Here is a 20,032-nt window from a genome sequence, read left to right on the forward strand (position 1 = left end):
CCGCCACGGCTACACCGCCTTCAGCACGCTCGCCAGGACGATCATCGCGCCGACGATGCCGTTGAGGACCTTGTGGTCCACGATGATCGCGGCGAATTCGCGCAGCGTGGCGCTCGGCCAGAAGTACCACGCCGTCGGCGCGCCGATGACCTGGCCGTTCAGCTTGGTCTTGCGGGCCAGCAACGCCGCGCGCAGCACGTGGAAGTTGTTGGTGACGACGACGCACCGGTAGTCCGCCCGCCGTTCGCGCATGAGGCAGGCGCTGAACGTCAGGTTCTCCCGCGTGGTGCGCGACCGGTCTTCGAGCAGGATCCGCTCGCGGGGCAGCCCGCGGCCGGCGAGGTAGTCCGCCATCGCGTGCGACTCCGGCACGTCTTCGCCGGGTCCCTGCCCGCCGGAGGTGACCAGCAGCGGCTCCCGGCCCTTGCGGCACTCGGCGTCCAGCACCCGGCGCCCGCGGTCCAGCCGGGCGGCCAGCAATGGCGGCACGGTCCGGCCGCCGAGCAGGCCCGACCCGAGCACCACCACGAAGTCCAGCGGCCTGCGGGTGCGGATCCGCCCGTAGACCAGCGCGTACAGCAGGAAGCAGACGAAGAGGAACGCCAGGTAGGCGACGATGCCGTTGACGCTGTCGCGGACCGCTTCCAGCGGCGCCCAGCCCAGCTGCCCGACCACGAAGTCGAAGACGATGAGCGCCACGATGCCGACGCCGGCGGCCAGGGACAGCAGGTTGGCCGGGCGGCGGCCTTCGCGGCGCAGCATCGTGACGCCGTTGCCGATCAGGAACACCGCGAGCACGACGATGGTCAGCGGGAACAGCGCGAACAGCCCGAGCGCGACGAACGCCGCGGCCTCCGGGGAGATCGACGCCAGCAGCGCGAGCAGCGTGAGGCCCGAGAACGCGAGCGCGAAGAACAGGTAGAAGCCGTTGCGCAGCTTGCGGCGGTCGAGCAGGAAGCTGACCAGGAAGACGGCGAAGCAGAAGACCGCCGCGGCGAGCGGGAGCAGGGCCGGGTTCACGCGACCTCCAGGCGTCGCCAGGTCGCCAGGAACACCAGTGCCGCGGCGACGGATCCGAAGGAGGCGAACGAATTCGCGGCGAGGTAGACGACCCAGGCGTTGTCCCGCACCGTCTCCGCGTACCCGCCGCCGGCGAGCGACGCTCCGATGAGGACGGTGCCGAGCCCGAAGAACACCACGGCCCCGAGGACGGCGACGGTCACGACGAGCACCCGCGGGATGCGGCGCGGCCCGTCGTGGCGGCGCACCGCCCCGCGTCGCGCGAGCCACCACGACGCCAGGCAGGCGAGCCCGAGCGCGATCGCGTCCGCGGCGAGCGTGTCGGAAAGCCGGTGCCACTTCGCCGTCACCGTGTACGCGCCGATCCCGACCGCCCAGGAGAGCAGGAAGAACAGGGTGACGCCGCGCCAGCGGTAGGGCACCACGAGCAGGGCGGCGAACAGCACGGTCATCGCGATCGTCGTGTGCCCGCTCGGGAGGCTGTTCCCGGCGTAGTGGCCGGTGACCTGGACGAGCCCCGGCCGCGGCAGCACGAACCGCTTGAGCACCTGCGTCACCAGCTGTCCGGCGACGATCACGCCCACGGCCGCGAAGGCGAGGTCCCAGCGGCGGCGCAGCAGGCCGGCCAGTGCCACCACGACGATCGCGGCGGCCAGCGAGACCACGGTGATCCGGCTGAGGCTCGCGTCCGCGACGGCCTGGTCGTGCGCGGCGGCTTCGTCGGCTCCGCGCAGCGCGGCGTTCTCCAGCTCCTGACCGGGCACCGTCCAGACGGCGAAGAAGTAGACCGCGGCCAGGACGACGGCGCACACGGCCGCGACGACCAGCCAGCGACGGGCGGGAACCAACCCGGACCTCCTCCGGAGCGCGATTGCTCCGGACAGCGTAGTTGCCTGCTGCGATCGGACGCATACCGAGGGTGAGACGCAACCTCGGCGGCCTCTCGCGCGTGGACCGGTCGTCCGAGTGGTCTGCTGTTGATTGTCTGGTGTTTTCTGTTTGCCCGTGTTCCGTGTTACGTTCGGTTCGACGAGCCCGCGGTAGTGCTCCGGGCTCGGCGTGCCCGCCCCCGCCCGGAGTGCTCCGCCGTCCCCGCCAGGCCGGTGCGCGGTTCCGTGCGCGTCCCCGGAGGAGTTCGATGCGCCGCTTCGTCGCCCTGGTCCTCGCGCTGCTGTCCCCGCTCGTCGTGGTGGCACCCGCCGCGAACGCCGCCGTCACCCCGAAACCCCCGCCGCTGTCCACGCCGTGGACGGCCCAGGTCAGCACCACCAACCCGCTGCCCGAATACCCGCGGCCGCAGCTGCAGCGGCCCGAATGGCAGTCCCTCAACGGCGAGTGGGAGTTCCTCAACCCCGCCACCGGCGCGGGCGGCAGCGTCGACCGCTACGCCGCGCCCCCGCTCGGGCAGACGCTGCCCGAGCGCATCCTGGTGCCCTACCCGGTCGAGTCGGCGCTGTCGGGCATCATGCGCAACGACAACCGCGACCTGATGTTCTACCGCCGCACCTTCACGGTCCCGGCGGCGTGGGCGGGCCGGAACGTGCAGCTGCACTTCGGCGCCGTCGACTACGAGGCGACCGTGTGGGTCAACGGCGTCCAGGTCGCTTCGCACAAGGGCGGCTACGACCGGTTCGAAGCCGACATCACGGCGCGGCTCAACGGCGGCGCCAACGAAATCGTCGTGCGCGTGTACGACCCGACCGACGGCCGCGGCGAGAAGCAGCCGGTCGGCAAGCAGGCCAACGCGCAGTCGAGCATCTTCTACACGCCGACTTCGGGGATCTGGCAGACCGTCTGGCTGGAGCCGACGGCGCCGTCGTCGATCTTCTCGGTCGACATCTACCCGAACCTGGCGAGCAACACCGCCCGCGTGCGGGTGTTCGGGCGCGGCGACGTCAGCGGGTACTCCGTGCTCGCCGAGTCGATGACCGGCGGCACCGTCGTCGGCAGCGCGACCGGCGGCTTCACGGAGTTCTCGGTGCCGGTGCCGAACGCGCGGCGGTGGTCGCCCGACGACCCGTTCCTCTACGACCTGCGCGTCTCGCTGCGCAACGCCTCGGGCGCGACGGTCGACCAGGTCGTCAGCTACTTCGGCATGCGCGAGGTCGGCACGAAGAACGTGAACGGCGTGCTGCGCCCGACGCTGAACGGCGAGTTCGTGTTCCAGGCCGGAACGCTGGACCAGGGTTTCTGGCCGGACGGCCTGTACACCGCGCCGACCGACGCGGCGCTGGCTTCGGACCTGCAGAAGCACAAGGATCTCGGCTTCAACATGGTGCGCAAGCACATCAAGGTCGAACCGGCGCGCTGGTACTACTGGGCCGACCGGCTGGGATTGCTGGTGTGGCAGGACATCCCGTCGACGCCGACCGGGGACAGCACCCGGACGGCGGCGCAGATCGCCGAGTTCGAAACCGAAGCGCGCGAGATCGTCGACGAGCACCGCTTCTCCCCCGCCGTCATCACGTACGTGCCGTTCAACGAGGGCTGGGGCGAGTGGAACCTCGACGAGACCAGGCGCGTCACGACCAGCATCAAGAACTACGACCCGACCCGGCTGGTGAACGCGCACAGCGGGTTCAACTGCTGCGCGTCGAAGGGTGACCCGGGCACCGGCGACATCATCGACTGGCACGTGTACACCGGCCCGGACGGGCCGCGGCCGTCGAGCACCCGCGTCTCGGTGCTCGGCGAGTTCGGCGGCCTCGGCCTGCGCAACCCCGGTCACGAGTACAGCCCCACCGGCGGGTTCTTCGCCTACGAGCAGATGGCGAGCGCGGCGCAGCTGAACGACCGCTTCACCGGGATGATCCGGGACACGAAGCAGCTGATGCTCACGAAGGGCTTGTCGGCGTCGGTCTACACCGAGATCACCGACGTCGAAGGCGAGTACAACGGGCTGCTCACGTACGACCGGCGGGTGCAGAAGGTCGACGCCGCCCTCGTCCGCGCGGCGCACGCCGACCTGATCAACGCGTCCAAGAACCTGAACGCGGCGGTGCCGCTGACGCTCGGGCACCTGCGCTCGTTCCGGGTGACCACGCCCGGGTACACCGACCGGTACCTGCGGCACGCGGATTCGTTCGCCCGCACGGACGTCCTGACCACGGGCAGCGCCGACGGGCCCCGCCAGGACGCGGCGTTCCGCACGGTCGCCGGGCTGGCGAACCCGCGCTGCTTCTCGTTCGAGTCGGTGAACTTCCCCGGGAAGTTCCTGCGCCACGCCGACAACCGGGTCCGCATCGACAGCGACACGGGCGGCTCGTTCGCCGCGGACGCGACGTGGTGCGCCCGGCCGGGTCTGGCCGCCGGCGGGACGTCGTTCGAGTCGGCCAACTTCCCGGGCCGGTTCCTGCGGCACTACAACGAAACCGTGTACCTGGCCCTCAGCGGCGGCCCGAACCCGTGGGACACCGCGACGAGCTTCGCGGCGGACGCGACGTGGGACGTCTCGGCCCCGGCGCTGTGGCGCAGCTCAGTCCCGCTGACGGTGAACGCACGGCAGTCGCTGCGGGTGACGACGTGGGGCTACACCGACCGCTACCTGCGCCATTCCGGCGGCCTCGCCTACACGGAGGTGGTGAACAGCGGCAGCAGCACGCTGTTGAAGCAGGACGCGACGTACACGGTGCGGCGCGGGCTGGGCGAGTCGTCGTGCTACTCGTTCGAATCGGTCAACTACCCGGGCCAGTACCTCCGCCACCAGGACGGCCGCGTCCGCAACTCCCCGGACGACGGTTCGGCACTGATGCGCGCCGACGCGACGTTCTGCACCCGCCCGGGCGTGGGCGGCACCGGCGTGACATTCGAGTCCCTGAACATCCCGGGCGCGTACCTGCGCCACTTCGACTCGGCGGTGTACATCGCGTCGGGCGCCGGGACGGGTTCGGACCGCCCGCAGACGGTGACGGCGGACAGCAGCTGGACCGTTTCGGCGCCCTGGGCTCCGTGAGCGGGGGTGGTCCGGTGTGGACTGTCCACACCGGACCCCCCGGTCGTCAGTGCCCGGCTTCCCGCACGGCGAGCCGGGCGACGCCGTCCGTGAGCCCGGCGACGACGAGGTGCGCACCCGGCCCGCGTACGGTCGCCGACTTGCCGTCCGGGGCCACGTCGAAGACCCAGCCGTGGGCGGACTGCCGGTAGTCCGGGTGCCGCTTGCGCAGTGCCTCGACCGTCGCCTCCCCCAGCCGCTTCACCGGATCACGGTGGTGGTTCGCCCAGATCGACGGGCTGGGCCTGCCGATCACCCACTCCCACTCGGGCTCCGGCCCCAGGTCGAACACGACCCGGCCGTCGGCCGCCGCGTCGCGGTGGTACCCACGGACCCGGAAGACCCCGACGACGACGTTGTCGACGACGGCCAAGACGGTGTCCGCGTACCGCGCCAGCTCGGCGTCGGTGATCTTCCACCACTTCTCGGTGGCCGCGCGGATCTCGGTGGGAGTGCCGGTGGAGCGGATGTCGAGGGCCAGCATCGGTGTCCTTCCACGGTCCGGTTCACAGGATGCCTTCGCGACCTTACGGGCAATTCGCCGTCAGCCGGCGTAGCACTCCGCCAGTGCCCTGAACGCCGCCTTCGGTTCCCAAGGCACGTCCGGGTACGTCTCGCCGTTCCCCTCCTCCAGCACCTTCACCACGCCCCAGCTCGCCATGTCCAGGTCCGCCGCCGGGTCGGCGCGGTGCACGAGCCCATAGCACACGAACGTGCAGGCGAACGCCGCGTCGACGCCTTCCGTCGTGAACACCTCCAGCAGCTCGCGGAGGTACCTCGCCTGCTCCTCCTCGTCGCGCACGTACTCGCCCTTCAACCGGACCGGCTCGGTCCCCTCGTACTCGACGATCTCGCCGCACCGGGCACCCAGATCAGCCGCCCCGCGGTACGGGGTCACGCCGAACTCCGTGATCGCCACCGGCTTGCCCGGGGCCACCAGGGTGCGGATGCCGTCGCGGTAGACGCCGGCCACCTCCTTCGACCGGTGGGCGTCCACGGACACGATGTCGAACGGCGTCCAGTCCACGCCCTCCAACGGCACCGCCGCGTAGGTGATCCGGCCGCCGAAGCGGGCGCGGACCGTCTTCACCGCGCGGGCGAGGAACTCGTTGACCCTGGCCGGGAGGCCGGCCACCAGGTCACGGGCGGCGAGCAGGTTCGCCACGCGGGCCTCGACGCCGTCGCCGGGGAGGAAGCCGTGGTTGAACAGGCTCAGCTCGGCGCCGGTCACGAACACGACCTCGGCGCCCCCGGCACGCAGGCGTTCGGCCCGCGAAGCGCCGTCCGCCAGCTGCTCGAGGATCTCCTCCGGCCGGCGGTCCCAGGGGAACGGGGAGAACCACACCTCCAGGCCCAGCGCGGCCGCCTCCCGGGCGGCGAAGCCGATCCGGTCGAGGTCGGTGCCGATCAGCCGGACGGCCGTGCAGTGCAGGTCGTCGTGGATGATCGCCAGCTCGCGGCGGACCAGGTCCGGGTCGAAGGGGCGGTTGAACCGGCCGCCGCGCTCGAAGCCGGTGTCGTAGCCGATGCCCTTGGCTCGCATGTCCATCCTCCAGTTTGGGTACGGTACGTACCGTACCCTAAAACTACGGTACGGTCGGTACCCATGGCCGACGTGAAGACCCGGCGCCGGGGGACGGAGCTCGAGGACGCGATCCTGCGCGCCGCGGCGGACGAGCTCGCCGAGGCGGGCTACGCCGGGCTGACCATGGAACGCGTGGCGCAGCGGGCGGGCACCAACAAGAACGCGCTCTACCGCCGCTGGCCGAACCGCGCCGCGCTCGGCGTCGCCGCCTACCGGCACCTGGCCGGCGACCGGCTGACCCCGCCCGACACCGGCGACCTGCGCGAAGACGCCCTGACCCTGCTGCGCGCGATCAACTGCGGCCAGTCCTCCCCCGCCGCCCGGATCCTGCGCGGCCTCCTGGCCGGGGTCGGCGACGAGCCGGAACTCCTGAAGCAGCTCAACGAACAGGCCACCGAAGGCGCCACGAGCACCTGGCTGACGGTTCTCGACCAGGCCGTGGCCCGCGGCGACGCGCCACCCGGAGCGCGGCACCCGCGCGTCGCCACCGTCGCGCTCGTCCTGCTGCGCAACGAATACCTCACCCGCGGACTGACCACAGTGGACGACGCCGTGCTCGCCGAGATCGTCGACGAGGTCTTCCTCCCCCTGGTCCGGAACCGATGACGCGGCTCGCCCGCCACGAGAAGCTCGCCGCCGCCCTCGCGGACGCCCCCGACGACGTCCTCGCCGCGGCGCGCCCGCTGGGCACCGGGATCGGCGGGTCGACCTGGCTCCTGCGGGTCGACGGGGAACCCGTCTTCGTGAAGCGGGTCGCGCTCACCGACGTGGAACGGCGGCACGAAGGCTCGACCGCCGACCTCTACGGCCTGCCGCCCTGGGCGCACTACGGCGTCGGGTCCGCGGGCGGCGGGGCGTGGCGGGAGCTGGCCGCGCACCGGGCGGCGAGCGGCTGGGTCCGCACCGGTGAGTGCGAGAACTTCCCGCTGCTGCACCACTGGCGAGTCGTGCCCGGCCTGCCGCGCCCCCGCACCGACCTGGCGCGCGATGTCGCGTTCTGGCACGACGACCCGGGCGTGCGGCGACGGCTCGAAGCCCTCGACAGCGCCACCGCGGATCTCGTGCTGTTCCTCGAACACGTCCCGGAAAACCTGACGCGGTGGCTCGAAACCCAGCCCGGCGGGACCGGCCTCGCCCACCGGGACCTGCGCGCCGTCACCGAATTCCTGGCCGCGCAGGGCGTCCAGCACTTCGACGCACACTTCGCGAACATCCTCACCGACGGCGAACGGCTCTACCTGACCGACTTCGGCCTCGCCGCGCTGCCGGACTTCACGCTTTCCGGCGCCGAGGCGGAGTTCCTCGCCGAGCACGCCGACCACGACCGTGCCTACGTGCTGACCCACCTGGTCAACTCGATCGTCCGGCGGCTCGTCGACGCGCCGGACTACCGCGCGCGCCACGCGTTCGTGCGCGAGTGCGCCGCGGGGCGCGCGCTGCCGGAGCTGCCCTCGGCAGACCTCCTGCGGCGCTACGCCCCGCTCGCCGTCGTCGTCAACGAGTTCTACGTCGCCCTGCACGGGGAAAGCCGGAAAACCCCGTACCCCGCCGAAGAAATCGCTCAGCAGTTGGACCGCGCCGGCTTGCCCGCGAACCGGTCGGCCAGGTAGCCCACGACGTCGCCGGCCGAGAACGCCAGCGTCGTCACGTGCTCGCCGAGGTAGGTGCCCCACGTGACCGGGACGCCCGCCGCGCAGTACTGGCTGCGCAGAGTTTGCGCCTGGGACAAGGGGATGATCTCGTCGCCGCTGCCGTGGAACAGGAAGACCGGGGCCTTCGGCGGCCGGGCGCCGAGCTTGTTCTCGGCCAGCCGGGCCTGCCACTTCGCCGTGGCGAGCGGGTTCGCCGTCGTGTAGTCGGCGATGTGCCCGAAGGCGTAGCCGAACACCGCGTCGACGCAGGCATCCTGCTGTGTCGTATACAGCGTGCGGCCGCGGTCGTTGAGGTAGGCGGGCAGGTCCAGCTCGGGGTACGCCGCGTCCAGGCCGAGCGCCGAGAGCAGCAGGAAGCCGAACCCGATGCCGCCGTCGAGGCTCTTCGCCACCACGTCGAGGTCCGCGGGCGTGCCGCCGGCGGTGATGCCCGCGACGGTCAGCTCGGGGGCGTACGACGGCGCCAGCTCGCCCGCCCAGGCCGCGCCCCCGCCGCCTTGGGAGTACCCGGAGAACGCGATCGGCCCGCCCGCCGCGAGGCCCGCGGCCGGCAGCCGGGTGGCGGCGCGGGCCGCGTCGATCACCGTGTGGCCCTCCGAGCGGCCGACGACGTAGGTGTGCAGGCCGGGCGTGCCGAGGCCTTCGTAGTCGGTGATCGCCACGGCCCAGCCGCGGCTCAGCATCGCGTCGACGAACAGCGGCTTCTCGTAGTCCGGCTGGAACTTCGACGGCGCGCAGCGGTCGCCGATCCCCCGGGTGCCGCTGGCCACCGAGACGATCGGCCGCGGCCCGGCGCCGGCCCACGGCGCGGTCGGCACGAGCACCCGGCCGGACACCGCGATCGGCGCGTCCGTCGCGGACCTCGACCGGTACAGCACCAGGTAGCCGCGAGCCCCGGACTGGTCCGGCAGCGGCCGCCACCACACGACGTCGCCGTCGGCACCGGCAGGCAGCGGGCTCGGCGGGGTGTAGAAGGCGTCTCCGGCAGGGCCTTGCGGTGGCTCGGCGGCGGTGGCCGGACCGGCCACGGTGGACACCAGGACAACGGCCAGCAGGACCGTCCACAAGCGACGCATGAGAACTCCTCGTCGAGTTCGGCAGGGACTAGAAGACGCGGTCGACGTCTTCGGCGATCAGGTGGTCCAGCGCGCGCTCGGCGACGGCGGCGATGGTCATCGAGGGGTTGCAGGCGGCGGTCGTCCCCGGCATCAGCGCGCCGTCGAGGACGTACAGGCCGCGGTGGCCGAGCACGCGGCCTTCGAGGTCGCAGACCGCGCCCATCGCGGCGCCGCCGAGCGGGTGCCAGGTGCTGGGGACGACGGCGGTCGTGTCGAGCAGCACGCCGAGCGGCCCGGCGATGCGGGAGATCCGGTCGTGGATGCGCGCACTCAGCTTCGCGTCGGCGTTCGACGGCCAGTGCAGGACGGCGTCGTCCTTGGCGGCGTCGTAGACGAACCGTCCGCGCCCGGCGCTGATGCCGTAGCCGACGAGCATCGTGGTGCGCAGGTCCGGCAGCGGCGGCAGGGACGCCTGGATGACGGTGTTCGCCGTCGCGGGATCGTCCCACTCCTTGCTGCCGTAGACGACCGGGCCGCCCTGCGGCGCGCCGAAGTCGTCGGCGAGGTCGGTCCAGGTGTAGATGCGGTCGCCGTTGCTGCCCCAGCCCGCCCCCAGCGCGTCGGGCAGGTCGGGGATGTCGCCCTTCGCGCCCGCGCGCATCAGCAGCCGCGTCGTGTTCGCCGTGCCGGCCGCCATGACGAGCGCTTTCGCGGTCAGGATCTTCTTCTCGAGCACGTTCCCGGCGGTGTCGATGCGGTCGACGCGGACCTCCCAGCGGCCGTCCGGGGCGAGCGCGACGTCGGTGACGTTGTGCAGGGGCGCCACGGTGCAGCGGCCGGTGGCTTCGGCGGCCGCGAGGTAGGTGACGTCGACCGAGTGCTTGCCGCCGTTGTTCACCCCGAGCGCGCAGTCCCCGTTGGTGTAGGACGGTTTCACCTCGCCGTCGAGCTCGCGCAGCGCGAAGTCCCAGTCGATCGGCATGGGGATCTTTTCGACGGCGTACCCGGCGTCGCGCGCGTTGCGGGCGAAGACCCTCGCGGCCTTGTAGGTCTTGCTCTCGACGAGGGCGTCCGGCGCGGTCGCGATGCCCAGCATCGCGGCGACGCGGGGGTAGTGCTCGGCGGCCAGCCGGGCGTAGTCGAGCCGCTCGGGGAAGCAGGCGTGGAACAGCTCGGCCGTCGGCTGCAGCGTCATGCCCTGGTAGACCAACGAGCCGCCGCCGACGCCCGCGGCGCACATCATGCTCATGCCCTCGCCGCTGACTTGCTCCAGCAACCCGGTGTAGCGCTCGAACGGCGGCAGCGAGGGCAGTCCCGGCAGCGACGGCGCCGAGCCGAGCCAGAAGATCCGCTTGTCCGGCGCCGTCGGGTGCGGGAACGTCTCGGCGTCCGGCCCGGTCGGCCACCGCCGTCCGCGTTCGAGCACCAGCACCGGCACGCCGGCCCGGGCCAGCCGCAGCGCCGTCACCCCGCCGCCGAACCCGGACCCGATGACGACGACCCGGTGCTCCTCGCGGGTGACCCGGGCGGCGCCGAGCGCGGCGGCCCCGGCGACGGCGGCCGCGCCCTTCAGGACGCTACGGCGGTTCAGGACGGGCATGGGGCTCCTCCGGCGGTGATCGTGACCTGGGGTGACGGTAGGAACCCGAACCGAGAGATGGAACGGATTGCCGGTCTCACTACTCGCGAGTAACGTGGTGGCCCATGCGCGCAGGGCGACCGTCTTCGGCCGTACCCCGGCGCGTCGACGCCCGCCGCAACCGCGAAGCGATCCTGCGCGCCGCCGACGAGGTGTTCAGCGAGCAGGCCGACGTCGCACTGGACGAAGTGGCCCGCCGCGCCGGCCTCGGGCGCGCGACGGTCTACCGGCACTTCCCCGACCGCACGGCACTGGCGTTCGCGGTCGCGGCCCACCACCTCACCGCGCTCAAGAGCCTGGTGCGCGATGAGCCGTTCCGCGAGCTGCTGCGGCGCGTCCTGGCGATGCAGGCTCGGCGGCGGCCTCTGGTCCGGATCTTCCGGGAGCTGCCGGAACGCAGTCAGCGCCAGTACACCCACGCGCTGATCGCGTTGCTGCGCCCGGCGTTCGAACGGGCCCAGCGCGAAGGCGGCGTCCGCGCCGACCTGCAACCGGCGGACCTGGCCCTGCTGTTCGAAATGCACGAGGCGGCACTGGCCGCCGGGCCGGCGCCGCGCGACCGGGAACCGGCGGAGCGCCTGGTCCGCGTGTTCCTGGACGGGTTGGCGGGCGCCGGAAACTGACCCCGGCCGGGATCGCGGCTTCGCCCGGACGTCATGAAAGGGTCGTTCATCTCGCCAGACGACATGAACGACCCTTTCATGACATCCCCGCGCCCCGAGCCGACCGCGGGGCACTTCCCCACCCGCCCGGCCGGCTCTTGACCGCCGCGCACCACCGCCTTAAAGTCAGCGTGCCCCATCCGATGTTAACGTTAACATGCCCTCGACGCGCCCCCAAGGACACAACGATGAGGTTGTTCTCCCCGCGCCGTTTCGGCGTCGTGCTGGCCGTCGTGGCCGCACTCGTCCCCGTCCCCAGCGCGAACGCCGCGCCCTCGCCCGCACTGAAAGCCGCCGCCGGAAGCCTTGCCGTGCCCGGCATCGACGACGTGCGCGGCAACCTCACCCTGCCGGTCACCGGGCCGGGCGGGACGAGCGTCAGCTGGACGTCCGACGCTCCCGCCGTCATTACCCCGACCGGCGAAGTGACCCGGCCGCCCGCCGGGAGCCGGCCGCGCACCGTCGTCCTGACCGCGAAAGTCACCGCGGGCCGGGAAAGCGCTGTCCGCAGGTTCACCGCCACCGTCGTCCCCAAGCCGGTGCAGGAACCCCTGGCCGGGTACAGCTTCTTCTACTTCACCGGCGAAGGCACCTCCAACGGCGAACAGATCTACTCGGCGCTGAGCAAGGGCAACGACCCGCTGAACTGGACCGAACTCAACAACGGCCAGCCGATCCTCAAGTCGAGCCTCGGCGAGCTGGGCGTGCGCGACCCGTTCATCCTGCGCTCCCCCGACGGCGACAAGTTCTACCTCCTCGCCACCGACCTGCGGATCTACGCCGGCCGCGGCTGGGACGCCGCGCAGCGGACCGGGAGCCGGTCGATCATGGTGTGGGAATCGACCGACCTCGCGCACTGGTCGCGCCAGCGCAGCGTGCAGGTCTCCCCGCCGACGGCCGGGAACACCTGGGCGCCGGAAGCCTTCTGGGACGCCAAGCGCGGCACCTACGTCGTCTACTGGGCCTCCAAGCTCTACGCCGAGAACGACCCGAACCACACCGGCGACAGCTACAACCGCATGATGTACGCGACCACCCGCGACTTCGTCAGCTTCAGCGCGCCGCAGGTGTGGATCGACCCGGGCTACTCGGTGATCGACTCGACGGTCATCAAGGACCAGGACACCTACTACCGCTTCACGAAGGACGAGCGCAACAACACGTCCTCGACGCCGTGCAGCAAGTTCATCACCGAAGAGAAGTCCACCGACCTGCTCGACCCGCACTACGGCTTCGTCGCCGACTGCATCGGCAAGGCGACCGCCACCAGCCCCGGGCTCTCCGCGGGCGAAGGGCCCACCGGCTTCAAGTCCAACACCGAGAACAAGTGGTACCTGTTCATCGACGAGTTCGGCGGCCGCGGCTACGTCCCGTTCGAGACCACCGACCTCGCCTCCGGCCAGTGGACGATGTCGGCGGGCGCGCACCTGCCGTCGTCCCCGCGGCACGGCACCGTCCTGCCGGTGACGCAGGCGGAGATGAACCGGCTGAGCGCTCCCCCGGCGCCGGTTCAGGCGCAAGCGAACGGGCTCGTCGCGCACTGGCCGCTCGACGCGAAGTCGGGCACGGTCGCGGCCGACACCACCGGGCACGGCTACGACGGCGCCCTCGCCGGCGACGTCGGCTGGAGCGACGGCGCGCTCGCGTTCGGCGGCAAGAACGGGCACGTCCAGCTGCCGAACAACCTGCTGACCGGCGTCACCGCGGCCACCGTCTCGGCCGACGTCCTGGTCGATCCGGCCCAGCAGACGCCGTACTTCCTGTGGGGACTGGGCAACACAGCCAGGGACGGGACCGGCAACGGCTACCTGTTCACCACCGGCGGCACCGCGAGCGGCGGGCTGCGCGGCGCCATCGCCACCGGGAACTGGACCACCGAGCAAGCGGTGGCGGGCGGCGGGCTGCCGCGCGGGATCTGGAAGAACGTGACGCTGACCGTCGGCGACGGCGTCGAGGTGCTCTACCTCGACGGCGTCGAAGTCGCCCGCAACACCGGCGCCACCATCAAGCCGTCGGACCTCGGCGGCGGCGTCACGGCGGCGAACTACCTCGGCCGGTCGGTGTACGCGAGCGACAAGACCCTGACCGGCAAGATGAAGGACGTGCGGCTGTACAACCGGGCCTTGTCCGGCCTGGAGGTTTCCGCGCTCCCCTCGAACAGCACGGCCATCCGGTCGGTCACGCTCGCCTCGCTCAAGACCCCGGCCGTCATCGACTCCGGCGCCGGGACGGTCGTGCTGCCCGTCAAGCCGGGTACCGACCTGCGGAAGCTGGCGCCGGAGTTCGGCCTCGCGCCGGGCGCGACCATCAAGCCGGGCAACGGGAAGACTGTGAACCTCAGCACGCCCCAGCGGTTCACGGTCACCGGCGCGGGCGGCGACCGTCGCGTGTGGACGGTCGAGGCGCACGAGGTGCACAGCCCGGTGCTGCCGGGCTTCACCGCCGACCCGAACATCGTCGCGTTCGGCGACACGTACTACCTCTACCCCACCACGGACGGCTTCGACGGCTGGAGCGGGACGAAGTTCTCGGCGTGGTCGTCGAAGGACCTGGTGCACTGGACCGACGACGGCGTCATCCTCGACCTCGGGCCGGACGTGAGCTGGGCGGACAAGAACGCCTGGGCGCCGACGATCGCCGAGCGCCACGGCAAGTACTACTTCTACTTCTGCGCCGAGGCCAAGATCGGCGTGGCGGTGAGCGACTCGCCGACCGGCCCGTTCGTCGACTCCGGCAAGCCGCTGATCGCCGCCAACCCCGACGGCGGCCAGGCGATCGACCCGGCGGTCTTCGTCGACCACACCGGGCAGCCGTACCTCTACTGGGGCAACGGCAACGCCTACGTCGTCCCCCTGAACGACGACATGGTGTCCTACGACCCGGCGAAGATCACCCGCCTGACCGGGCTCGACGGCTTCCGCGAAGGCCTCTTCATGGCCGAGAGGCAGGGCACGTACTACCTGAGCTGGTCGATCGACGACACGCGCAGCGAGGACTACCGCGTCGGCTACGCGACGGCGCCGAGCCCCGCCGGGCCGTTCACCAACCGCGGCCTGCTCCTGAGCAAGGACGCCCACCTGGGTGTCCTCGGCACCGGCCACAGCTCGATGCTGCGCGTCCCGGGCACCGACGACTGGTACCTCGCCTACCACCGCTTCGGCATCCCGGGCGGCGACGGCACCCACCGCGAGACGACGATCGACAAGCTCACCTTCCGCCGCGACGGCACGCTCGAGCCGGTGAAGCCGACGCTGGAAAGCGTGCGGCCGCAGCGGATCCCGTGGCACCGCGGAACGGTCCGGGCCGGCTGAGACAGACGTCACCCGGACAGGTGGATGGACGGCACCTGACGGCGCGTTTAGCCCGTGTGAGGCGGGGTAAACATCCGCCGTTCAGGTTGCCTCCGACCAGGAGCCGTTTGATGACCAGCGTCCTGACCGACGGACTCGAAAACTCCCGTCAGGTCCCCCGGCCGCGCCCCCGTCCGGTCACGTCCGACACGCTCTCCGAGCTGGCCCGCCTCGCCGCGCTCGCCGAACTCGCCCGGCGTTCCTCGCCGTCCCTGATGCACCACGCGATCCTCGCCGGCACCTCGCCCGCCACGGTCGCGGCGGCCGCGAAGGTCGACGTCGCCGAAGCGCACATCCGCTGGCACGAATGGGCCGACACCGCGGTCGGCCGGGACGAGTACGTCCGCGTGCACACCGCGTTCGCCGAAGCGGTCATCGCCCGCCACCCCGCCGTGGAGGACGAACTGCGCCCGTGAGCTTCACCCCGCCGGCACGGGCCAGCGGCGCCACACCGCGACGTGCAGGATCACCGCGAGGCTGAGCGCGTTCAACGTCGTGTGCGTGACCCAGCCGCCGACGAGGTCGGCCGGCACCGCGGCCCACCGCGCGATCCGCGGCAACGTCCACGACAACGCCTTGGCCAGCAACGCCACCAGCACCAGGACGAGGGTGCGACCCGGCAGCGGGGCGAGCCGGATGCCGGGCCACGCTTCGAAGAGCATCGCCACCACGAGCACGGACGCGATCACCGCGCCGGCGACCGGCGGCGGCACCCACGCCCAGGTGACCCAGGTGGCGGCGACGACCACGGCGTGCGCCGTCGCCAGCCGGGCCGCCCGCCGCCGGATCCGCGCGAACGGCCAGCCGCGCAGCGCCACGTAGAAGACCATCTGCCACGCGCCGAGCACCGCGAACCAGGCACCGTAGTCCTCGCCCCGCACCAGTCCCGTCCGGACCAGCCCCAGGTAGAGCGCCAGTCCGGCGACCCAGCACGACGCCAGCGCCGCCACGCCGGGCCACCGCCGGCCCCGGCCCCGCAGCGGCCGCCCTTCGCCGACCAGCGTCAGCTGCAGGACCAGCGTGAAGATGCCCGCCGCCAGCGGCACGGCCGCGGACCCGGTCACCGCGCGGGCGAGCAGCGCCAGGCCCACCCCTCCGGCCACTACGAGCGCGGTGTCGGACACGCCCGGCCAGCCGCCGCGTAGCAGGCTGCCCGGCCAGTCCTCCCACCAGAACGCGATCACCGCGACGATCGGCAGCGCGAACGTCACGACCGGCCCGAGCAGCTCCAGGGTCCGCACCGGGCCGCCCGCGCCCACCGCGAGCAGCGCCGCCACGGGCAGCACGAACACCAGGCCGAGCAATCCGCGCCGGGGTTGCGCGCGACGCGCTTCGGCGAGCGCGGCCGGGCTCAGCGCGTCCGGCTCGCTGACCGCCGGGCGATCCAGCAGCCGGTCAGAGGACATCTTCGAGGCGGATCGGCAGCCGGTGGTGCCGCCGTCCGGTGGCGTGGTGGACGGCGTTCGCCACGGCGGCCGCCACCCCGACCATCGAGACCTCGCCGAGCCCCTTCACCCCGACCGGGTTGAACCGGAAGTCGGGCCGGTCCACGAAGTCGACGTCGATGCGGTGGACATCGGCGTTGACCATCACGGGGTACTCCTCGAGCGTCGCGTTGAGGAAGCCGCCGCGCTCCGGGTCGGGCAGGCTTTCCTCGCGCAGTGCCCCGCCGATGCCCCAGATCACGCCGCCGCGCACCTGGCTCGCCGCGGTCACCGGGCTGGCGACCCGGCCGCAGTCGACGACGCTGACCACGCGCGGCACGCGGATCCGGCACGTCGTCGGCTCGACGCGGACCTCGACGAAGTGGGCGACCCAGCTGAACGTGCTGAACTCCGGGTAGACCGGGCCGGCGATGGCCAGGTGCCCGGCCTTCGACTGGTCGACGACCTCGGGACCCTGCCCGGCACCGACCGTGGCCACTTCGACCTCGACCGGGTGCCCGGCGCGTCCGACGGCGGCGGCGACGTCCACGGCCCCGGTGTCGGCCGCGTTCAGGTGCTTGCGCAGTTCCCGCAGCCCGGCGTGCACGGCGGGCAGCGCGGTCGCCGTGCCCCAGGACCCCGCGGTGAGGTGCTGCGGCGCGACGCGGGTGTCGCCGACCCGGACTTCGACGTCCCGCACGGCGATGCCGAGGTCGTTCGCGACGAGCAGCGCGATCGCCGACCGGATGCCCTGGCCCATTTCGTGGCCGTCGACGGCGGCCGTCACCCGGCCGTCGGCGTGCGCGGTCAGGTGCGCGACGGCGGGTGCGGCGTGGCCAGGATAGGTGCCCACCGCGACACCCCAGCCGAGCAGCGAACCGTCGGCCGTGCGCATCGAGCCGGGTTCGGGGTCGCGGCCGGCCCACCCGAACCGCTCGGCACCACGGCGGAGGCATTCGGCGAGGAACCGGGTGGAGAACGGCCGTCCGCTGACCGGGTCGGTCATCGTGTCGTTGGCCAGGCGCAGCGCGACCGGGTCCTGGCCGGTGGCGCAGGCGAGTTCGTCGACCGCCGACTCGAACGCGAACATCGCCGAGCTTTCGAACGGTGCCCGCATGTAGCCGGGGGTCTGCACGTCGGTCCGCACGAGCCGGTGCCGGCCGCGGAACGCCTCGAAGCCGTACAGTCGCGAGGAGACCTCGGTGTGCATCGCCGGGAACAGGTCGTGGCGGGACGTCTGCTGGTCGACCTCGTGCACGGCGGCGAGGATCTTGCCGGACGCGTCGGCGCCGAGGCGTACGCGGTGGCGGGTGGCCGGGCGGAAGCTGCCGTTGTGGAAGGTCTGGGCGCGCGTCAGCACGAGCTTGACCGGACGGCCGAGGCGGCGGCTCACCAGCGCGAGCGGCGCGAGGTGCGGCTGGAGCGAGTTCTTCTGCCCGAACCCGCCGCCGACGTACGGCGAACGCACCTCGATCCGCGCCGCGTCGAGGCCGAGCTGCTGGGCGAGCCCGTGCCGGACCGCGGCCGCGTTCTGCGTGCCTTCGTGCACGACGAGCGTGCCGTCGCGCCATTCGACGACGGCGCCGTTGAGCTCCATCGGCACGGCGTGCTGCGCCGCGTGCTCGTAGGTGCGCTCGATCCGCACCGGGCTGGCGTCGACCACCGCGTCGGCGTCGCCGACCTTGATGTCGGCCAGGAACGGCAGCGGGATCGCCTCTTCCTGCACCAGGGTGGTCGCGCCCGCGGCGTCGAGGTGCGCGGCAACCGGCTCGGGCTCGTACTCGGCGGTGACGAGGTCGGCGGCTTCGGTGGCGGCGACCGGGGTTTCGGCCACGACCAGGGCGATCGGCTGGCCGCGGTAGGCGATCCGGTCGTCCAGCAGCGGCTGCAGGCTCTGGAAGGCGAACCCGCCGCCCATGATGAACCCGGGGCCGCGCAGCTCTTCGGCGTCGAACCGGGTGACGACGAGGAGCACGCCGGGCACGGCTTCGGCGGCCCGGGTGTCCACATCGGACACCCGGCCGTGGCCGATCCGGGCGGTGGCCAGGGCGGCGTGGACGACCCCGTCCGGGACGCGGTCGGTGCCGTAGGCGGCTTGGCCGGTGACTTTTTCGTGGGCGTCGACGCGCCGGGTGTCGGTCATCGGGTCGCTCGCTCCCCGGCCATCAGCACGGCGTCGGCGACCGTGCGGATGCCCAACTCGATCCGGAATCCGTTGTGGGTGCCGGGACGGGCGCCGGCGAAGGCGATCTCGCCGGCGCGCCGGGCGTGCTCGGCGGTCAGGGGCAGGCCGCGCAGGGTGCGTTCGGCTTCGGCGGCCCGCCACGGCCGGGTGGCGACGCCGCCCAGGGCGATCCGGCAGTCGCCGACGACGCCGTCCGCCACGGTCAGCGCGACCGCGGCCGAGGCGAGCGCGAACGCGTAGGATTCGCGGTCGCGGATCTTCAGGTAGACCGACCCGCGACCGGCGGGCGTCACCGGAACGCGGATGCGCAGGATCAGCTCGCGGGGGTCGAGGACGTGCTCGCGAGCCGGGTCGTCGCCCGGCTCGACGTGCAGCTCCGCCAGCGGGACCGTGCGCTCGCCGCGCGGGCCGGCGACGTCGACGACCGCGTCGAAGGCGAGCAGCGCGATCGCCCAGTCGCCGGGGTAGGTCGCGATGCAGGCGTCACTGGTGCCGAGCAGCGCGTGCGTGCGGTCGTGCCCTTCGCGCGCGGCGCAGCCACTGCCGGGCACGCGCTTGTTGCAGGGGAACTCGGACCCGCCGCGGAAGTAGCCGCACCGCGTGCGCTGCAACAGGTTCCCGCCGACGGTGGCCATGTTCCGCAGCTGCTGGGAAGCGGCGCGCCACAACGATTCCGACAGCGCCGGGTACCCGTCGCGCACGGCGGGGTGGTCGGCGACGTCGGCCATCCGCGCGCCGGCGCCGAAGACGAGTTCGCCGGCGCGGGCTTCGATGGTGGTCAGCTCGGGCAGGCGGTGCACGTCGACGACGGCGGGCGGCGTCTCGACGCCGAGCTTCATCAGGTCGTAGAGCGTGGTGCCGCCGGCCAGGATCCGGGTTCCCGGCACGGCGTCGCGCAGCGCCTCGAGGGCGGAGCCGACGCTGTCCGGCGCGACGTAGGCGAAGGGTCGCATCAGCCCTCCCCGGCGGTTTGCCGCACGGCGGCGACGATCCCGGCGTAGGCGCCGCACCGGCACAGGTTCCCGCTCAGGTACTCCCGCGCCTGCTCGTCGTCGGCGGCGTGCCCCTCGGCGATGCAGGCCAGCCCGGACATGATCTGCCCGGGCGTGCAGTAGCCGCACTGGAGCGCGTCGTGGTCGACGAAGGCCTGCTGCAAGGGGTGCAGCCCGCCGTCCGGCCCGGCGACTCCCTCGATGGTGGTCACCGCCCGCCCGCCGGCCTGCACGGCGGGCGTCAGGCAGGAGACGACGCGCCGCCCGTCGAGGTGGACCGTGCAGGCGCCGCAGTGGCCCTGGTCGCAGCCCTTCTTGGTACCGGTCAGCCCGAGGCGCTCCCGCAGCACGTCGAGCAGCGACTCCCGCGGGTCGAGCCGCAGCCGCACGGCCTCGCCGTTGACGGTCGCTTCGATTTCTGGAGTGGACACCCGGCGACGCTAGCTCCGCGGCCCGTGGCGCCGCCTTCCGGTG

At 72.5% G+C, this 20,032-nt stretch carries 16 protein-coding genes; 6 read left to right on the forward strand and 10 right to left on the reverse strand.

Going from position 1 to position 20,032, the window contains the following annotated elements:
- Positions 1-9 precede the first annotated feature (9 nt).
- Positions 10-1,020, reverse strand: a complete 1,011-nt coding sequence (locus EIY87_RS12040) for a YdcF family protein (protein WP_125307790.1) — start codon at positions 1,018-1,020, stop codon at positions 10-12.
- Positions 1,017-1,868: a phosphatase PAP2 family protein gene (locus EIY87_RS12045; RefSeq protein ID WP_125307791.1), complete on the reverse strand. Its 852-nt coding sequence runs from the start codon at positions 1,866-1,868 to the stop codon at positions 1,017-1,019. Before EIY87_RS12045 ends, EIY87_RS12040 begins: the two co-directional genes overlap by 4 nt.
- 290 nt (positions 1,869-2,158) lie before the next feature.
- Here EIY87_RS12045 and EIY87_RS12050 point away from each other — a divergent pair, with 290 nt between their 5' ends.
- Complete coding sequence (locus EIY87_RS12050; RefSeq protein ID WP_125307792.1) at positions 2,159-4,972, forward strand: AbfB domain-containing protein; 2,814 nt, start codon at positions 2,159-2,161, stop codon at positions 4,970-4,972.
- Positions 4,973-5,018: 46 nt separating this feature from the next.
- Here the strand turns inward: EIY87_RS12050 and EIY87_RS12055 are convergent, their stop codons facing one another.
- A complete protein-coding gene (locus EIY87_RS12055) occupies positions 5,019-5,495 on the reverse strand; it encodes a hypothetical protein (protein WP_125307793.1) in 477 nt (158 codons plus the stop codon).
- 60 nt (positions 5,496-5,555) lie between these two features.
- Positions 5,556-6,554: a hypothetical protein gene (locus tag EIY87_RS12060; protein ID WP_125307794.1), complete on the reverse strand. Its 999-nt coding sequence runs from the start codon at positions 6,552-6,554 to the stop codon at positions 5,556-5,558.
- A 63-nt stretch (positions 6,555-6,617) separates the two neighbouring features.
- Between EIY87_RS12060 and EIY87_RS12065 the strand changes: the two genes are divergently transcribed.
- Positions 6,618-7,202, forward strand: coding sequence for a TetR/AcrR family transcriptional regulator (locus tag EIY87_RS12065; protein ID WP_125307795.1), 585 nt, complete (start codon positions 6,618-6,620; stop codon positions 7,200-7,202).
- Positions 7,199-8,206, forward strand: coding sequence for a protein kinase family protein (locus tag EIY87_RS12070; protein ID WP_125307796.1), 1,008 nt, complete (start codon positions 7,199-7,201; stop codon positions 8,204-8,206). The genes EIY87_RS12065 and EIY87_RS12070 overlap by 4 nt, the downstream gene beginning before the upstream one ends.
- On the opposite strand, the gene EIY87_RS12075 is transcribed toward EIY87_RS12070, so the two are convergent.
- A complete protein-coding gene (locus tag EIY87_RS12075) occupies positions 8,158-9,324 on the reverse strand; it encodes a lipase family protein (protein WP_125307797.1) in 1,167 nt (388 codons plus the stop codon). The genes EIY87_RS12070 and EIY87_RS12075 overlap by 49 nt on opposite strands.
- 28 nt (positions 9,325-9,352) lie before the next feature.
- Positions 9,353-10,906, reverse strand: a complete 1,554-nt coding sequence (locus tag EIY87_RS12080; RefSeq protein WP_125307798.1) for a GMC oxidoreductase — start codon at positions 10,904-10,906, stop codon at positions 9,353-9,355.
- A 104-nt stretch (positions 10,907-11,010) separates the two neighbouring features.
- On the opposite strand from EIY87_RS12080, the gene EIY87_RS12085 reads away from it, so the two are divergent.
- From EIY87_RS12085 to EIY87_RS12095, 3 genes are all read left to right on the forward strand, one after another.
- On the forward strand, positions 11,011-11,568 hold the full coding sequence (locus tag EIY87_RS12085; protein WP_125307799.1) for a TetR/AcrR family transcriptional regulator: 558 nt from the start codon (positions 11,011-11,013) through the stop codon (positions 11,566-11,568).
- 227 nt (positions 11,569-11,795) lie between these two features.
- A complete protein-coding gene (locus EIY87_RS12090) occupies positions 11,796-14,918 on the forward strand; it encodes a family 43 glycosylhydrolase (RefSeq protein WP_125307800.1) in 3,123 nt (1,040 codons plus the stop codon).
- 110 nt (positions 14,919-15,028) lie between these two features.
- Positions 15,029-15,373, forward strand: coding sequence for a hypothetical protein (locus EIY87_RS12095; protein WP_125307801.1), 345 nt, complete (start codon positions 15,029-15,031; stop codon positions 15,371-15,373).
- A gap of 3 nt (positions 15,374-15,376) precedes the next feature.
- On the opposite strand, the gene EIY87_RS12100 is transcribed toward EIY87_RS12095, so the two are convergent.
- Genes EIY87_RS12100 through EIY87_RS12115 form a run of 4 tightly spaced genes read right to left on the reverse strand, consistent with a single transcriptional unit; the run spans position 15,377 to position 19,989 of the window.
- Entirely contained in the window at positions 15,377-16,363 is a 987-nt protein-coding gene (locus tag EIY87_RS12100) for a hypothetical protein (RefSeq protein WP_125307802.1), read from the reverse strand.
- Positions 16,353-18,524 (reverse strand): xanthine dehydrogenase family protein molybdopterin-binding subunit, encoded by a 2,172-nt coding sequence (locus tag EIY87_RS12105; protein ID WP_125307803.1) that lies wholly within the window; start codon positions 18,522-18,524, stop codon positions 16,353-16,355. The genes EIY87_RS12100 and EIY87_RS12105 overlap by 11 nt, the downstream gene beginning before the upstream one ends.
- Positions 18,521-19,519, reverse strand: coding sequence for an FAD binding domain-containing protein (locus tag EIY87_RS12110; RefSeq protein ID WP_125307804.1), 999 nt, complete (start codon positions 19,517-19,519; stop codon positions 18,521-18,523). The genes EIY87_RS12105 and EIY87_RS12110 overlap by 4 nt, the downstream gene beginning before the upstream one ends.
- Positions 19,519-19,989 (reverse strand): (2Fe-2S)-binding protein, encoded by a 471-nt coding sequence (locus EIY87_RS12115; RefSeq protein ID WP_225439837.1) that lies wholly within the window; start codon positions 19,987-19,989, stop codon positions 19,519-19,521. The genes EIY87_RS12110 and EIY87_RS12115 overlap by 1 nt, the downstream gene beginning before the upstream one ends.
- Between the last annotated feature and the right edge of the window lie 43 nt (positions 19,990-20,032).

This window comes from Amycolatopsis eburnea (assembly GCF_003937945.1).
Lineage (GTDB): Bacteria > Actinomycetota > Actinomycetes > Mycobacteriales > Pseudonocardiaceae > Amycolatopsis > Amycolatopsis eburnea.

Excerpts from the sequence above, each read along its gene's own strand:
- EIY87_RS12110 (WP_125307804.1), bottom strand. The coding sequence starts at position 19,519 with ATGCGACCCTTCGCCTACGTCGCGCCGGACAGCGTCGGCTCCGCCCTC.
- EIY87_RS12105 (WP_125307803.1), bottom strand. The coding sequence starts at position 18,524 with ATGACCGACACCCGGCGCGTCGACGCCCACGAAAAAGTCACCGGCCAA.
- EIY87_RS12095 (WP_125307801.1), top strand. The coding sequence starts at position 15,029 with ATGACCAGCGTCCTGACCGACGGACTCGAAAACTCCCGTCAGGTCCCC.
- EIY87_RS12060 (WP_125307794.1), bottom strand. The coding sequence starts at position 6,554 with ATGCGAGCCAAGGGCATCGGCTACGACACCGGCTTCGAGCGCGGCGGC.
- EIY87_RS12070 (WP_125307796.1), top strand. The coding sequence starts at position 7,199 with ATGACGCGGCTCGCCCGCCACGAGAAGCTCGCCGCCGCCCTCGCGGAC.
- EIY87_RS12080 (WP_125307798.1), bottom strand. The coding sequence starts at position 10,906 with ATGCCCGTCCTGAACCGCCGTAGCGTCCTGAAGGGCGCGGCCGCCGTC.
- EIY87_RS12090 (WP_125307800.1), top strand. The coding sequence starts at position 11,796 with ATGAGGTTGTTCTCCCCGCGCCGTTTCGGCGTCGTGCTGGCCGTCGTG.
- EIY87_RS12100 (WP_125307802.1), bottom strand. The coding sequence starts at position 16,363 with ATGTCCTCTGACCGGCTGCTGGATCGCCCGGCGGTCAGCGAGCCGGAC.
- EIY87_RS12055 (WP_125307793.1), bottom strand. The coding sequence starts at position 5,495 with ATGCTGGCCCTCGACATCCGCTCCACCGGCACTCCCACCGAGATCCGC.
- EIY87_RS12065 (WP_125307795.1), top strand. The coding sequence starts at position 6,618 with ATGGCCGACGTGAAGACCCGGCGCCGGGGGACGGAGCTCGAGGACGCG.
- EIY87_RS12075 (WP_125307797.1), bottom strand. The coding sequence starts at position 9,324 with ATGCGTCGCTTGTGGACGGTCCTGCTGGCCGTTGTCCTGGTGTCCACC.
- EIY87_RS12050 (WP_125307792.1), top strand. The coding sequence starts at position 2,159 with ATGCGCCGCTTCGTCGCCCTGGTCCTCGCGCTGCTGTCCCCGCTCGTC.
- EIY87_RS12085 (WP_125307799.1), top strand. The coding sequence starts at position 11,011 with ATGCGCGCAGGGCGACCGTCTTCGGCCGTACCCCGGCGCGTCGACGCC.